The sequence below is a fragment of the Rhodococcus sp. 05-2255-3B1 genome (assembly GCF_002258545.1).
GTDB lineage: Bacteria > Actinomycetota > Actinomycetes > Mycobacteriales > Mycobacteriaceae > Rhodococcoides.
The window spans coordinates 109,182-123,448 of sequence record NZ_NOZC01000027.1 but is presented as its reverse complement, the minus strand read 5'-3'; the positions used below and the strand labels follow the sequence as shown (position 1 = coordinate 123,448).

At 65.5% G+C, this 14,267-nt stretch carries 11 protein-coding genes; 2 read left to right on the top strand and 9 right to left on the bottom strand.

Features of this window, described 5'->3' with window-relative positions; translation table 11 throughout:
• Positions 1 to 10 precede the first annotated feature (10 nt).
• From CH249_RS15260 to CH249_RS15230, 7 genes are all read right to left on the bottom strand, one after another.
• Positions 11 to 814 (bottom strand): LytTR family DNA-binding domain-containing protein, encoded by an 804-nt coding sequence (locus tag CH249_RS15260; RefSeq protein ID WP_094683191.1) that lies wholly within the window; start codon positions 812 to 814, stop codon positions 11 to 13.
• The gene (locus tag CH249_RS15255) at positions 811 to 1,983 is read right to left on the bottom strand and encodes a sensor histidine kinase (RefSeq protein WP_032396262.1); all 1,173 of its coding nucleotides are present in this window, start codon (positions 1,981 to 1,983) and stop codon (positions 811 to 813) included. The genes CH249_RS15260 and CH249_RS15255 overlap by 4 nt, the downstream gene beginning before the upstream one ends.
• Entirely contained in the window at positions 1,980 to 3,161 is a 1,182-nt protein-coding gene (locus CH249_RS15250) for a lipase family protein (protein ID WP_094683190.1), read from the bottom strand. The genes CH249_RS15255 and CH249_RS15250 overlap by 4 nt, the downstream gene beginning before the upstream one ends.
• 13 nt (positions 3,162 to 3,174) lie before the next feature.
• Positions 3,175 to 4,803, bottom strand: coding sequence for a Na+/H+ antiporter (locus CH249_RS15245; protein ID WP_094683325.1), 1,629 nt, complete (start codon positions 4,801 to 4,803; stop codon positions 3,175 to 3,177).
• A 78-nt stretch (positions 4,804 to 4,881) separates the two neighbouring features.
• Positions 4,882 to 5,070 carry an antitoxin gene (locus CH249_RS15240; RefSeq protein WP_032395803.1) on the bottom strand — a complete coding sequence of 63 codons (189 nt, stop codon included), beginning with the start codon at positions 5,068 to 5,070 and terminating at the stop codon, positions 4,882 to 4,884.
• A gap of 40 nt (positions 5,071 to 5,110) precedes the next feature.
• Positions 5,111 to 7,525 (bottom strand): HAD-IC family P-type ATPase, encoded by a 2,415-nt coding sequence (locus tag CH249_RS15235; RefSeq protein ID WP_094683189.1) that lies wholly within the window; start codon positions 7,523 to 7,525, stop codon positions 5,111 to 5,113.
• Positions 7,526 to 7,548: 23 nt separating this feature from the next.
• The gene (locus CH249_RS15230) at positions 7,549 to 8,673 is read right to left on the bottom strand and encodes an MBL fold metallo-hydrolase (protein WP_373453547.1); all 1,125 of its coding nucleotides are present in this window, start codon (positions 8,671 to 8,673) and stop codon (positions 7,549 to 7,551) included.
• 85 nt (positions 8,674 to 8,758) lie between these two features.
• On the opposite strand from CH249_RS15230, the gene htpG reads away from it, so the two are divergent.
• Positions 8,759 to 10,684 (top strand): molecular chaperone HtpG, encoded by a 1,926-nt coding sequence (htpG, locus tag CH249_RS15225; RefSeq protein WP_045196555.1) that lies wholly within the window; start codon positions 8,759 to 8,761, stop codon positions 10,682 to 10,684.
• A 70-nt stretch (positions 10,685 to 10,754) separates the two neighbouring features.
• Here the strand turns inward: htpG and CH249_RS15220 are convergent, their stop codons facing one another.
• On the bottom strand, positions 10,755 to 12,401 hold the full coding sequence (locus CH249_RS15220) for a cytosine permease (RefSeq protein WP_045196556.1): 1,647 nt from the start codon (positions 12,399 to 12,401) through the stop codon (positions 10,755 to 10,757).
• A gap of 114 nt (positions 12,402 to 12,515) precedes the next feature.
• On the bottom strand, positions 12,516 to 13,097 hold the full coding sequence (gene shbA, locus CH249_RS15215) for an RNA polymerase sigma factor ShbA (RefSeq protein ID WP_094683187.1): 582 nt from the start codon (positions 13,095 to 13,097) through the stop codon (positions 12,516 to 12,518).
• A 196-nt stretch (positions 13,098 to 13,293) separates the two neighbouring features.
• Here shbA and CH249_RS15210 point away from each other — a divergent pair, with 196 nt between their 5' ends.
• Positions 13,294 to 14,241, top strand: a complete 948-nt coding sequence (locus tag CH249_RS15210; protein ID WP_094683186.1) for an alpha/beta fold hydrolase — start codon at positions 13,294 to 13,296, stop codon at positions 14,239 to 14,241.
• Positions 14,242 to 14,267: the final 26 nt, after the last annotated feature.

The following is a 14,267-nucleotide window of genomic DNA, read 5'->3' as shown; positions in this document are numbered from 1 at the left end:
TCGATCCTCGTCACCGGGTGGACCACGATTGCAGCGGACCGCGGACCAGTCTGTCCTTGAGTTCTCTCGCGTGCCGTCGGCTCACCGGCAGTTCGCAGGCCGCGAGGTTTCCGCTGGCCCGCAGGCACACCACCAGTCCCGAACCGACGCTGCGGATCCCGGTGACCAGACGCAGCGAGACCAGGTAGGAGCGGTGCACGCGCAGGAATCCGGCATCGGCCCAGCGACTTTCGAGGGCCGAGATCGGGATCCGCACCAGATGCGAGCCGTTGGAGGTGTGCAATCTCGCGTAGTCGCCGTCGGCCTCGACCCACGCCACCGACGACCGGTGCACCAGGGTGGTGGTTCCGCCGAGCTCGACGGGAATGACCTCGTCCGCCGAGGTGTCCACGGACTCCGCGGGGCGACGCCGCGCGAGCAGCACCCGGCGCAGCGCCTCGGTGAGCCGATCCTCGCGCAAGGGCTTGAGCAGGTAGTCGACGGCACCGAGATCGAAGGCAGCCAGCGCCCGGTCGTCGTGGGCGGTGACGAACACGACGGCGGGTGGTCGCGCGAATGCCGACAGGATGCCGGCGAGTTCGAGCCCGTCGAGTCCGGGCATATTGATGTCGAGGAACACCGCGTCCACCACATTCTGCCCCGAGGTCTGCTTGAGTTGGCGGAGCGCGGTGGTCGCGTCCTGCGCGGTGAACACCTCGGCGACGGTGTCCTGCTGACGCAGCAGAAAGGCGAGTTCGTCCAGTGCCGGGCGCTCGTCGTCGACGGCGAGAACGATCAACCCGCGGCCGGGGGCGGAGTTGGCAGCCTGCGTCATGCTCGTACACCCGGCCTGAATTTCGGCACCCGCAGACTCACTTTGGTGCCTGCGCCCGGTGCGGTGTCCACTACGAGACCGTAGTCGTTTCCGAAGGCTGCCCGCAGCCGATCGTCCACGTTCGCCAATCCGACATGGGCCGCGTCCTCGGTGTGCAGGCTTCCCGAGCGCAGCACGTCCGGATCCATCCCCACCCCGTCGTCCTCGATGCTGATCACTGCGTCGGTGCCCTCGTCGGCGGCGATGATCGTCACGCGGCCGCCGTCGGCCTTGCCGGACAGGCCGTGTCGGACGGCGTTCTCGACGAGCGGCTGCAGCGCGAGAAACGGCAGCGCGACGCCCAACACCTCGGGTGCGACCTGCAAGGTGACCTGGAGAGAATCACCGAAGCGGGCCCGTTCGAGCGTCAGGTATCGATCGATGTTGCGTAGCTCGTCCGCGAGTACCGTGAACTCGCCTGCGTTGCGGAACGAGTACCGGGTGAAGTCGGCGAACTCGAGCACCAGCTCACGCGCTCGATCCGGGTCGGTGCGCACGAACGAGGCGATCGTGCCGAGTGCGTTGTAGATGAAGTGTGGGCTGATCTGTGCGCGCAGCGCCCGTACCTCGGCGCGGTCCAACCGCGCCCGGGACGCGTCGAGTTCGGCGAGCTCGATCTGACCGCAGGCGTAACGCGCAACCTCGGCGATGGCCCCGAGCATGCCCGGTCCCGGCTCGGCGACCACGGCTGCCCCCAACACCCCGACCACCGGAGACTCGTCGACGACCAACGGCTGCACCACCAACGCCCTGACCTCGTGGATCGAACCGAGCGGCAGACGCACCAGGACGCGCCGCTGCCCGTCCACCGCCCGCTTCGCCGCCTCGACGAAGGCCGGTGTCAGCTCGTCCCACGGGCCGTCCCAGGCCAGCAGCGAACCGTCGGGGTCGCAGATTCCCAAAGCGTCCGCACCGGTCAGTACCCGCAGGTGCGGCGCGGCCGCAGCGGCCGAACGAGTGTCGAGACCGTCACGCAACGGCTTGGCCGCCAGCGACGCGGTGTGCAGGGTGGCGTGGACGGCTCGCTCGGCCGGCGTGGTGAGGTCCCGTCGACCGCGCAGGCTGATCACCGCGATGACCGAGACGATCACGGCCACGATCACCGCCATCGACGCCAGTGCCGCGGTCATCGCGCGCACGTGGTCGAGGTGGGCACGTTCAGGAAGCGTTCGACGAGCCAGTCGACTCCGATGCCGTTTGCGGCCAGTTCGGCATGGCCCTGCTCCGGTTCGGAGCGAAGCTCGACGTCGTCGCCCAGCGCGCAGGCCTCGGCTACCGCGTCCCGGGTCCATCGGGGATCGATGAGGTCGTCGCGTTCACCGACCAGGACCAGCAGCGGCACCTCGGTGCGAGAAGTCGGTACCGCAACCGATTCGAGCCACCGCGTCATCCGATCCGATGCATCCGCGGAGTCCGGGAGGGCGTCGGCCGGATCGAGAACGGCTCCGGCGTCGGCCTTGGAGAAGCCGAGCAGGTCACTGCAGGCGGTCAGCGCGGTCACGTTGTCTGCGAACGTGCCGCGGATGTAGTCCGCGCGTTCGGCGCTCGGATCTGCGGCATGCAGACCCTCGTAGAGGTACGGCACCAGCAGCTGACGCGGCACGGTCTGCTCGGTCTCGGGCGCGAAGAACCGCGTCAGATCGGCTGCGGGCGACAGCGCCGCGGCACCGACCAGTTGCAGACCGTCGCCGTAGTCGCCACTGCGCTCGGCTGCCGCCCAGACCGCATGTCCGCCTTGGGAGGTGCCCACTGCGCCCCACCTGGTGCCGACGTCGGGAACCACGTTGCGGGCCGCGCGCACCGCGTCGATCACGTCGTACGCCGCGGCGTCCCGGTCGAGGTAGGCGGGATCTCCCGGAGTTCCGAGACCCTGGTAGTCCGTCACCACGACCACGGTGCCGCGTTCGAGGAACGGCGTCACCAATCCGATGGTGCCCAACAGGTTCGGATAGAGCGAGGGTGCGCACTCGTCGGTGACACCGGTGGTGCCGTGCCCGACGGAGACGATCGGCCAGCCGCCGGGCGGAGCAGAACCCTTGGGCACGAACACCGTTCCCGATGCCTCGGTCCCGCCCCCGGTGACCCCGTCGGTGGTGCGGTACACGACTTTGGTGGCGGTCCCGCCGAGATAGGCGACACCGATGTCGACCTGCCCCAGCAGCATCGACGACACGATCGCGCCTCGCTCCGAGCCCACGGGTGCCGCGATCGACACCGGGGCGGGTGTGGCCGGATCCTCGGCAGGAGTGCTGCACGCAGCAACGGCGAACACCAGTGCCGCGGCGGCGACCAGCCGGGTCGACCTCACTGTCTCTGCGCTCCTACGGTGTGCGTCGTGCGATGCGAGCCTCCGCCGCAATTTCTTCCACGTCCAAGCCATTCAACACTGCCCGCAGAGCTTCGTCCTCCAGCTCCCCCGAGTCGCGGGCCGCGATGAGCGCCGCCCGCTGCGCGACCAGGACGTTGTGTCGCAGCGAGTCGAACAACGCCCCGGCCGCCGCGATCCGCTTCTCGCGATCCTCGGTCTCGTCGGCATCCAACCGAGCGCGCACGGAGCGTCGGACGCGCTGGATGACCTCGTCGACGCGAACGCTGTCCACTCCGTCGATTCCGTCCTTCGCCGCGCGCTGGAGGTAGTCCTCCGCCGCAGTCCGGGCAATGGCCTGCGACAGCAGCCGCTGATTGTCGTTGCGCTGCTGCTCGAGTGGATCTGCGACGTCGAGGCGGCGGATCAACAACGGAAGCGTCAGACCCTGCAGCAGCAACGTACCGACCGCGACGACGAAGGCCACCGCCTGAATCACGGCCCGCCCGGGAAATTCGTCGCCGAGCACCGTGGTCAGCGGTACACCGGCCGCCGCCGCAAGCGTCACCACCCCGCGCATGCCCGCCCAGGACAGCACCAGGTTCTGCTGCCACGTCAGACCTGCTTCGCCTGACGGTGATCGCCGGAACAGCTTGCGAAGCAGCATGTTTCGGCCGGAATTGGCGAAGATCCAAGCTGGTCGGACGGCCATGACCACCACCAGCACCAGCAGCGCATAGGCGAACACATGGTGGACGGGCAACCCTTCGCGCTGCACCTCCGAGATGACGAACTTCAGCTGTAAACCCATGTAGGCGAACACGAATGCCTCGAGCAGGAGATCCAGCGTCGGCCACACCTGCCGTTCCTGAACGCGGGTGGACACCGAGACGTCGGCGGTGACGCGCCCTAGCACGAAACCGGCGGTGACGACGGCGAGAACTCCCGACGCATGGATTTCCTCGGCCGCCAGATACGCGGTGAACGGCAGGACCAGACCGAGCACGGTTTCCAGCGCCGAATCCGCGATCCGATTGCGGACGAACCGCACGATGCGCGCCAGCACCAACCCCACCAATACGCCGCCCACGATCTCGTACAGGAAGAACAACACCGGTGAGCCCAGTTCGATCCGACTGCCCGTCACCGAGGCCACGGCCAGGGTGAACAGAGTCAACGCGGCCGCGTCGTTCACCAGAGACTCGCCGGTGAGGATGGCCATCATCCGCGCGGGCAGACCGAGCTTGCGCCCGACGGCGATCGCGGAGACCGCGTCGGGCGGGGCCACGACGGCACCGAGCACCAGGGCCGCGCCGAGGGTGAGCTCCGGGATCAACAGATTGGCGAACCAGCCGACGACCAATGTCGTCACGATCACCATGACGAGACCAAGTCGGAGAATCTGGCCGAGATTGCGTCGGAAGCTGACGAACGAGAAATCCAGCGCGGCGGAGTACAGCAGCGGCGGAAGCACGACGCCGAGGATCAGCTGCGGCGACAGGCTGACGTGCGGGACCCCGGGAACGAACGAGGCGATGGATCCGACGGTGACCAGGACGAGCGGAACCTGCAGATCGATGCGCCTGGCGAAACCGGCGACTGCGATCGCGAAGATGACTACGAGAAGAAGAATCGGTCCGTCCACCCCGACGATTGTGCCGTCAGCCGCACCCTGGGGCACGACCGACGGCCACGATCACCTGCACGAGGAGACCGAAAGGTCCTACTTGTCCGGAATGGCCTTCTTGGCTGCTTCCTGGACCTTGTCGATCTGATCGGAGTACTTGCCACCGGTCTTGTTGTCGATGAAGTCCCCCGCCTTCTCCACGACGTCGTCGATCTTGTCCGAGTTCTCGGCCGCAAGATCCTTGCCCTTGTCGACGATGCCCTTCAGATTGTCTGCGAAGCCCATGACTGTCTCCTGTCGCTGGAATGATCGAACATCCGGAAGCTTACGTTTTGTACTGCGTGTTGCGTAGTGATGTTCGATTGCGCAGCGCCGATCCGAATCGATGGGCAACCTCGACGAGCGCGATTCCGATACCGCCGATGATCAATGCACTGGTGGTGGCCCCCGCATTGGACGGATCGAGTTTGAAGAAGGTGCGGCAGAACGGGATCGCGAACAGCAGCAGGTAGCCACCGACCGACCCGCCGAGCAGCACGATCTTCCACCAGTTGTAGGGCCGCGCGACGACGGCCAACACCCACAGCGCGATCATGATCAGGGTGATCAGCGCGGTGGTACTGGCCTGCGTCACCTGGGTCTCGGTGGCGTTCGGGCCGGCATAAACCAGCAGGTAGGAGACGAACGTGCACGAGCCGACGATCAATCCGGACGGGACGGCCAGCCGCATCACCCGCGAGACGAATCCACTGCGAGCCCGCTCGTTGTTGGGCGCGAGCGAGAGCACGAAGGCCGGGATGCCGATGGTGAACCACGCTGCGATCGTCACGTGCCGCGGTAGGAAGGGATACGGGATCGGCTCGAAGTGGAAGATCTGCGACAGCACGCCCGAGAGCCCGATGAGGAACGCCAGCAGTACCGAGTACACCGTCTTGGTGAGGAACAGATTGGAGACGCGTTCGATGTTGCCGATGACGCGTCGCCCCTCCCCTACCACGTAGGGCAGGGTGGCGAACTTGTTGTCCAACAACACGATCTGCGCGACGGCTCGGGTGGCGGCGCTTCCCGAACCCATCGAGACACCGATATCGGCGTCCTTGAGCGCGAGCACGTCGTTGACACCGTCGCCGGTCATCGCGACCGTGTGGCCGCGAGATTGCAACGCGCCCACCATCGCCCGCTTCTGATCCGGTCGGACTCGGCCGAAGGTGGTGGAATTTGCGAGAGTGTCGGCCAGTTTCTCGGCGTCCTCGGGCAGATCGCGCGCGTCGATCGGGGCGTCGCCGCCGGGCAGGCCGAGCGATCCCGCGACCGCGCCGACCGAGACGGCATTGTCGCCGGAGATGACCTTGACCTGGACGTGCTGGCTGGCGAAGTACTCCAACGTGTCTCGGGCATCCTCGCGCACCTTCTGCTCGAGAATCACCAGTGCACGCGGGGTCACGACTCCGGGCGCTTCGCCGTCGTCGACCGAGCGGTCGGAGCTGGCGAGCAGCAACACCCGTAGACCACGCGAGCCTGTCTCCTCGGCGCGACGGGCGATGTCGGAGGAGGCGTCGAGCAGCACGTCCGGGGCACCGAGCAACCAATGCCCGTGCTCGCCGTACGACAGTCCACTCCACTTCTTGGCCGAGGAGAACGGCGCAACGGCCGTCTGCGTCCACCCCGGCGCGTCGGGATACGCCTCGCCCACGGCCTGCACGCTGGCGTTGGGCCGCGGGTCGTCGTGGGCGAGCGACGCCAATGCACTTGTCACCGAGCCGGAGTGGTCGTCGTCGATCAGCACCAACTCCGACAGCCGCATCCCGTTCTCGGTGAGGGTTCCGGTCTTGTCGGCGCACACCACGTCGACGCGGGCGAGTCCCTCGATCGCGGGCAGCTCCTGCACCAGGCACTGCCGTTGACCGAGCCTGATGACGCCCACCGCGAAGGCGATCGACGTCATCAGCACCAGGCCCTCGGGGACCATCGGGACGAGCGCGGCGACCATGCCGTTGAGCGCAGGACCCAAAGCCTGCCCGCTGGAGAACAATTGGTTGTAGATGATCAGCGCCCCGGCCGGAATCATCAGGTACGTGATGAACTTCAAGATCTTGTCGATGCCGCTGCGCAACTCGGACTTGACCAGGGTGAACTTGCTGGCCTCCTCGGCGAGCTTGGCCGCGTAGGCGTCACGCCCGACCTTCGTCGCGCGGTACGCACCGCTGCCCGACACGACGAAGCTGCCCGAAAGCACCTGCGCCGCTTCGAGTTTGTGCACCGTGTCGGCCTCGCCGGTGAGCAACGACTCGTCGACCTCGAGGCTCGCGGTCTCGATCACCTCACCGTCGACGACGATCTGATCACCGGGACCCAGTTCGACGATGTCGCCGAGTACGACCTCGTCGGGCGGGATCTGCTTCGAGACGCCGTCGCGTCGAACCTGGGGCTTGTTCTGCCCCACGATGGCCAACCGATCCAGGGTGCGCTTGGCGCGGATCTCCTGCACGATGCCGATGCCACTGTTGGCGACGATCAACAGCCCGAACATGCCGTCGATCACCGAACCGGTGGACAGCACGATGATCAACAGCACACCCAGAATCGCGTTGATGCGAGTGAAGACGTTGCCACGGACGATGTCGCGGACCGACCGAGAAGCTCGGGCCGGAACGTCGTTCGACTTTCCCTCGGCCCTGAGCCTGGCGACGTCCGCCTCGGTCAGCCCGGCGTCCCGCTGCGCATCGGCGTCGATAGACATGGGTGCAGCCTAGTAGGGTTCGGTCAGCCCAGCCGAGACCACCAACGATCGTCGTGCAGCGTTCGCGTGCCGTCTATTCGTTGCCCCGGCATCGGCACCGCCACCTGCACTCCGACGTCCTCGGCGGCGGCGTGCAGCCGCACTATCGGCTCCGACCACGGATGAAACGCCAGATTGAACGTGGCCCAGTGAATCGGGACGAAGATGCCCGACGCCGTCAATTCGATGTGCGCCGTGACCGCTTCCTCGGGGTTCATGTGAATGTCCGGCCACCGCACGTCGTAGGCCCCGACGGGCAGCAGCGTCAGATCGAAGGGGCCGTAGTTGCTGCCGATCTCGGCGAACTTCGGTGTGTAGCCGGTGTCGCCGCCGAAGAAGACGCGTCGAACGGGGCCGGCGAAGGCCCAGGACGCCCACTGCGTCGAGTCCCGGGTCAGACCGCGGCCGGAGAAATGCCGAGCCTCTGTGCACGTGACGGTGAGGCCGCCGATGTTCGTCTGCTCGTCCCAGTCCAGTTCGACGATGCGCGCCTCGGGCACCCGCCACTTGCGCAGATGCGCGCCGATTCCCAGTGGCACGACGAACGGTGCCGACTGAATGCTCGCCAGCTTCTGCACCGTCGCCTTGTCGAGGTGGTCGTAATGATCGTGGGAGATCACGATGGCGTCGACGCGCGGCAGATCGACCAACTCGACCGGCGTCGGATGCAGCCGTGCCGGCCCCACCACCGAGGACGGGGACACGCGGTTGCTCCACACCGGATCGGCGAGAACGCGGTAACCGTCGACCTCGATGAGCACACTCGAGTGGCCGTACCAGGTGACCGCCAGTTCGCCCGCGTCCACCGGCGCGATCGGCGGCGCCAGCGGAATCGGGCGCTGGGGCCTGCCCTTGCCACGTTCGGTGACGAGCGAGACGAACATGTTCTGCTGCCCCTTCTCGCCGCGCCCGGGAACGTAGCTCGAGCTCGGGTCGGAGTTGTGGAACCGGCGATCGCGGTAGCGCGGAGAGCCGGCGGCGTACGGGGTGATGTGCACGCGCCTGGCACCGATCGCCGACGGCAGCCCCCACGTCGCGCGTGCCAACCATGCACCGCTCAGTGCTGCGGCGGCTCCCAGTACGAACTTCGTCTTCGTCACGGTCCCCAGAGTAGGCGGCGCCGACGTCTTCGCAGCTCACCCGTAGCCTTGCCGTATATTATTCGCGTCGGTTTTGCTGCTAGAAGGGGAGACATTGAGTACCGAACAGCTCGAATTCCAGGCGGAGACGCGTCAGCTCCTGGATCTGATGGTGCACTCCATCTACTCCAACAAGGACAGCTTTCTCCGTGAACTGATCTCGAACTCCTCGGACGCGCTGGACAAGCTGCGCCTGGAGTCGTACCGCAACAAGGACCTGGACGTCGACGTCTCGGATCTGCACATCGAGATCGACATCGACTCCTCCGCTCGTACCCTCACCATCCGGGACAACGGCATCGGTATGTCCCGCTCCGAGGTCATCGACCTCATCGGCACACTGGCCAAGTCGGGCACCGCCGAGGTACGCAAGAAGCTCAAGGAAGCCAAGGACGCGGCCGCCTCCGAGGAGCTCATCGGCCAGTTCGGCATCGGCTTCTACTCGACGTTCATGGTGGCCGAGAAGGTCACGCTGCTCACCCGCAAGGCCGGCGAAGCCGCCGCCACCAAGTGGGAGTCCACCGGCGAGGGCACCTACGAGATCACCGACGTCGACGACGCCCCGCAGGGTTCCTCGGTGACGCTGGCCCTCAAGCCGGCCGACGAGGAGGACCACCTCCACGATTACGCGTCCGAGCGCAAGATCAAAGAACTGGTCAAGAAGTACTCCGACTTCATCGCCTGGCCCATTCGCATCGACGTCGAGAAGCGCGTCAAGAGCGAAGAGGAAGGCGGCGAGGACACCGTCACGATCGAGACCGAAACGATCAACTCGCAGAAGGCGCTGTGGACCCGCTCCAAGGACGAGGTGTCCGAGGAGGAGTACAAGGAGTTCTACAAGCACGTCAGCCACGCCTGGGACGAGCCGCTCGAGGTCATCCCGTTCAAGGCCGAGGGCACGTTCGAATACCAAGCGCTGCTGTTCATTCCGTCGCAGGCGCCGTTCGACCTGTTCATGCGCGAGAGCAAGGCCGGCGTGCACCTGTACGTCAAGCGCGTGTTCATCATGGACGACTCGCAGGAACTGCTGCCCGAGTACCTGCGCTTCGTCAAGGGTGTCGTCGACGCAGCGGACCTCTCGCTCAACGTCTCTCGCGAAATCCTGCAGCAGGACCGGCAGATCCGCGCGATCCGTCGACGCCTCACCAAGAAGGTGCTCTCCACGGTCAAGGAGCTGCAGAGCGAGCAGCCCGACAAGTACAAGACGCTGTGGTCGCAGTTCGGAACGGTCCTCAAGGAGGGCCTGATCTCCGACAGCGACAACCGCGAAACCCTGTTGGGCATCGCGTCGTTCGCGTCCACCAACTCCGAGGAGGGCGTGACCACCCTCGCCGAGTACGTGGACCGGATGAAGGACGGCCAGCAGCAGATCTACTACATGACCGGCGAATCGCGTCAGCAGATCGAGAGCTCGCCGCACATGGAGGCGTTCAAGGCTCGCGGGCTCGAGGTGCTGCTGCTCACCGATTCGGTCGACGAGGTGTGGGTCGGCAACGTCACCGACTTCGACGGAAAGTCGTTCCAGTCCATCGCGAAGGGCGAGGTGGACCTCGACACCGAAGAGGAGAAGAAGGAGTCCGAGGCCAAGCGCGAGGAGCAGGACAAGGAATTCGCAGACTTGCTGACCTGGCTCACCGAGACCCTCGGCGAGGACGTGAAGGAGGTACGTCTGTCGACACGACTGACGACGTCACCGGCCTGCGTCGTCGGCGACGAGTTCAGCTTCTCCCCGCAACTCGAGAAGATGTACAAGGCCTCGGGCCAGTTCGTACCGACCTCCAAGCGGATCCTCGAACTCAACCCCACCCATGATCTGGTGACGGGATTGAAGAAGGCCCGCGAGGATCGCAGCGACGATCCGCATCTCGCCGAGACCGCCGAATTGCTCTACGCGACGGCCTTGTTGGCCGAAGGCACCGAGCTCAAGGACCCGGCGAAATTCTCCAAGCTGCTCGCCGATCGGTTGACCCGCACGATCTGAGTGCCTGCGGCAGTGGTGTGGTCATGTGCCCTGGGCGGCGCACAACCACACCACTGCGGCGCAGCCGCACTCACTGCGGGGGCAGGATGTGCTCCCCCGTCTTGTCGGTGCTCAGCGACAGAGAACTGATGTACTGCTTCTCCCCGTTCGGCCCCGGCACGTTGGACGCGATCATGTCGGGTCGCTCGAATTCCATGCCGCTGACGTGGCACATCACGAGCGCGTCGGACGGGTTGCCGTGCTCGTCGAACATCGGCAGATCGATGCCGTCATCGGTGCGACGCAGGTAGTACTTGCCCTTGGTCGCCACCGCCAGGATGGGCGGAAGAACCAGTGCGAGAACGAGAGCCACGATGGGCGAATACGGTTTGATCGCAGATCCGAATGCGCCGAAGAACACCAGAATCGACAGGATCGCCGATACCGCCATCGATCCGAAGCCGACCGGGTTGATGTTGTAGAGCATGCCGCGTCGGAACTCGGGCACCTTGGGCGAGAGCCCCAGAATGTATTTGTTGAACACGATGTCCGACGCCACCACGGCGATCCACGCGATACCGCAGTTGGCGTAGAAGCCGAGAATGCTGTTGAGGAAGTCGAACATGTTGGCTTCCATCAGGATCAGTGCAATTGCGAGGTTGAACAACACGAACACCATGCGGCCCGGGTACGTCTTGGTGAGGCGGGTGTAGGAGTTGGTCCACGCCAGTGACCCGGAGTAGGCGTTGGTGACGTTGATCTTGATCTGGCTGATGACGACCAGGATCACCGCGAGGGTCATCGCCAGCCAGCCCGGCATGAAGTTCTCGTAGATCTCGAGGAACTGGTGCACCGGCTCGTTGGCGATGCTCGAACCGTCGACCACGTTGGCGATGAGGTACACGGCGAGGAACAGGCCGACGACCTGCTTGAGTGCGCCGAAGATGACCCAGCCCGGTCCAGCGAGAAGCACTGCCGTCCACCAGCGTCGGGAGTTCTCGGGAGTCTTGGGCGGCATGAACCGCAGGTAGTCGATCTGCTCGGCGATCTGCGCGATCAACGACAGACACACGCCCGCCGCGAGCATCACCGATCCGATGTTGACGCCCTTGCCGTCGGCACCGTCCTGACCGCCGTAGGCGAAGAACTCCCCGACCGAATCGGGATTGCTGATCACCAGGTAGACGAACGGCAGCACCATCAGCACCAACCAGAGCGGAGTGGTCCAGACCTGAAGCTTGGCAAGGGCTTTCATGCCGTAGATCACCAACGGAATAACCATGATCGTCGACACCGCGTACCCGATGGGCAACGGGACACCCAAGCCGAGTTCGAGTCCCTGCGCCATGATCGAACCCTCGAGCGCGAAGAAGATGAACGTGAACGTCGCGAAGATGACGTTGGTGACCACCGATCCGTAGTAGCCGAATCCGCTTCCACGGGTGATCAGATCGAGGTCGATGTTGTATCGAGCAGCGTAGTAGGCGAGCGGGAGCCCGGTCAGGAAGATGACGACCGCGAACACCAGGATGCCCCAGAGTGCGTTGCCGGTTCCGTAGGAGATTCCGATGTTGGCACCGATGGCGAAGTCCGCGAGATACGCGATTCCGCCGAGCGCGGACGTCGCGACAACACCGGTTCCCCATTTACGGTAGCTACGCGGCGCGAAGCGCAGCGTGTAGTCCTCTAGCGTCTCTTTGAGCGCGGTGTCTGTCGGCGCTGGCTGTACGGCGGTCATGGATCAACAACGTAGAACCGCCACGTTGCCAGGGTGTCTTGCGTTGATGTAGCTACTGTTACTCAATCCGGCGATTCGGACATCCGACCCGAATGCGTGCGCTGCGCCGGGAAATCAGGCGGCGGCGCGCGCTGCCAGCAGCGAGAAGTTCGACAGCTCGGCGCGCAACATGTTCATCGCCCGATGCTGGGCCACCCGCACAGCTCCGGCCGTCATCCCCAGTGCTTCACCGGTTTGCGGTGCCGTCAGGCCCCACACCACTCGCATCAGAATGATCTTGCGGTACTTGGTCGGCAGGGTGTCCATCAATGCCTGGGTATGGCTACGCAGTTCGTCGCCCAGGGCGAGTTGCTCCGGCCCGGCTTCGGTGGATTGCTCCTCGGGCATCTCGTCGATCGAGAACGACTGTCGCAGAGCCGATTTGCGGCCGGCGTCGGCGAGCTTGTGAGCGGCGATCCCGTACACGAAGGCCATGAACGGCTTGCCCATGTCTCGGTACTTGGGAATGGCGGTGACCAGTGCGAGGCAGACCTCCTGCACCACATCGTCGGCGGCCACGTCGAGATTCCCGATCCGGGCGGCGCAGTAGCGCCGAACCGGTGGCTGGATCAGCACCAGCACCTGTTCGAGAGCGAGTCGATCTCCCGCAACGGCGCGAGGCACAACATCCTCGAGCCTGTCCATGCCGAAACTCATGGCCGATCTCCTCACTGGCAACGCGCGTCCTCTCCTGAACGCTCACCAGTACTTCGGTGCAGATTGCCACCCGGCTTGGTCTGATCGGCTATCACATCGAAAGAAAATGTGATTCAGGTAACACGGCGTGTCGTGGAAACGAAGTACCGGACAACACCGTCCTCGCAGCACGTGCCACCCGACCCACGGAGCGCCCATGATCACCAGCGAGCAGACCCATCAGGTCGGTCGCCGCAGTACTGTCGCCGCCGGCGACGGGACGGCGCTGGCAGTGCGCGAGTTCGGCCATCCCGATGCGCCCCTGACCGTGGTGTTCGTGCACGGGCACTGTCTACGCATGCAGTCGTGGACCGATCTGCGCCGACAGGTGGAGCGCAGCTGGGGAGACGACGTTCGGATCGTGATGTACGACCACCGGGGTCACGGCGAGTCGACCGCGGCCGCACCGGACAGCTGCACCATGGACCGACTCGGAGAGGATCTGGCGGACGTCATCCGCGCGGTGATTCCGTCCGGCCCGTTCGTCGTCGTCGGGCATTCGATGGGCGGAATGACAGTACTGTCCTATGCGCGTCAGAACCCCGAGGCGATCGGCTCGCGTCTGGTCGGGGTCGGTCTGATCGCGACGTCGGCCGGTGGGATCACCGACGACGGACTCGGCAGTTGCCTCGCCCATCCCGCGGTGTCGGCATTTCGAGCCGCTGTTCGACGCGCCCCTCGACTGATGTCGGGTGCCAAGAGGCTCAGTCGCGGGGTGTGTGCGCCGATAGTGCGGACGGCCGGATGCGGATCCCGCAAGGTGAGTCCCCGGGTGGTGATGCTGGCGACGGCGATGCTCGGTGAGACGTCCATCGTGACGATGGCGGGGTTTCTCGGGGCCTTCTGTGCACTCGACGAGGTGGCCGGCCTGGCCGCACTCGCCTCGATTCCCACGCTGGTGCTGTGCGGCTCGGACGACCTGATGACCCCGATGCGACACTCGGAAACCCTTGCCGCCCACCTGCCCGACGCCCGCCTCGTGCGGGTCGCGCAGGCCGGGCACATGGTGATTCTCGAACGAGCACACGAGGTGGCCGAGGCTGTCGTCGAACTCGTGACGGCGGCTCGACGCGCGCATGTGGCAGACCTGGCGCTGGCCCGCTAGCACCGACAAACGTCCCGACGACTGTG

Bases quoted from the DNA above. Each gene is read 5' to 3' on its own strand.
- CH249_RS15260 (WP_094683191.1), bottom strand. From the start codon at position 814: ATGACGCAGGCTGCCAACTCCGCCCCCGGCCGCGGGTTGATCGTTCTC.
- CH249_RS15255 (WP_032396262.1), bottom strand. From the start codon at position 1,983: ATGACCGCGGCACTGGCGTCGATGGCGGTGATCGTGGCCGTGATCGTC.
- CH249_RS15240 (WP_032395803.1), bottom strand. From the start codon at position 5,070: ATGGGCTTCGCAGACAATCTGAAGGGCATCGTCGACAAGGGCAAGGAT.
- CH249_RS15235 (WP_094683189.1), bottom strand. From the start codon at position 7,525: ATGTCTATCGACGCCGATGCGCAGCGGGACGCCGGGCTGACCGAGGCG.
- CH249_RS15220 (WP_045196556.1), bottom strand. From the start codon at position 12,401: ATGACCGCCGTACAGCCAGCGCCGACAGACACCGCGCTCAAAGAGACG.
- shbA (WP_094683187.1), bottom strand. From the start codon at position 13,097: ATGAGTTTCGGCATGGACAGGCTCGAGGATGTTGTGCCTCGCGCCGTT.
- CH249_RS15210 (WP_094683186.1), top strand. From the start codon at position 13,294: ATGATCACCAGCGAGCAGACCCATCAGGTCGGTCGCCGCAGTACTGTC.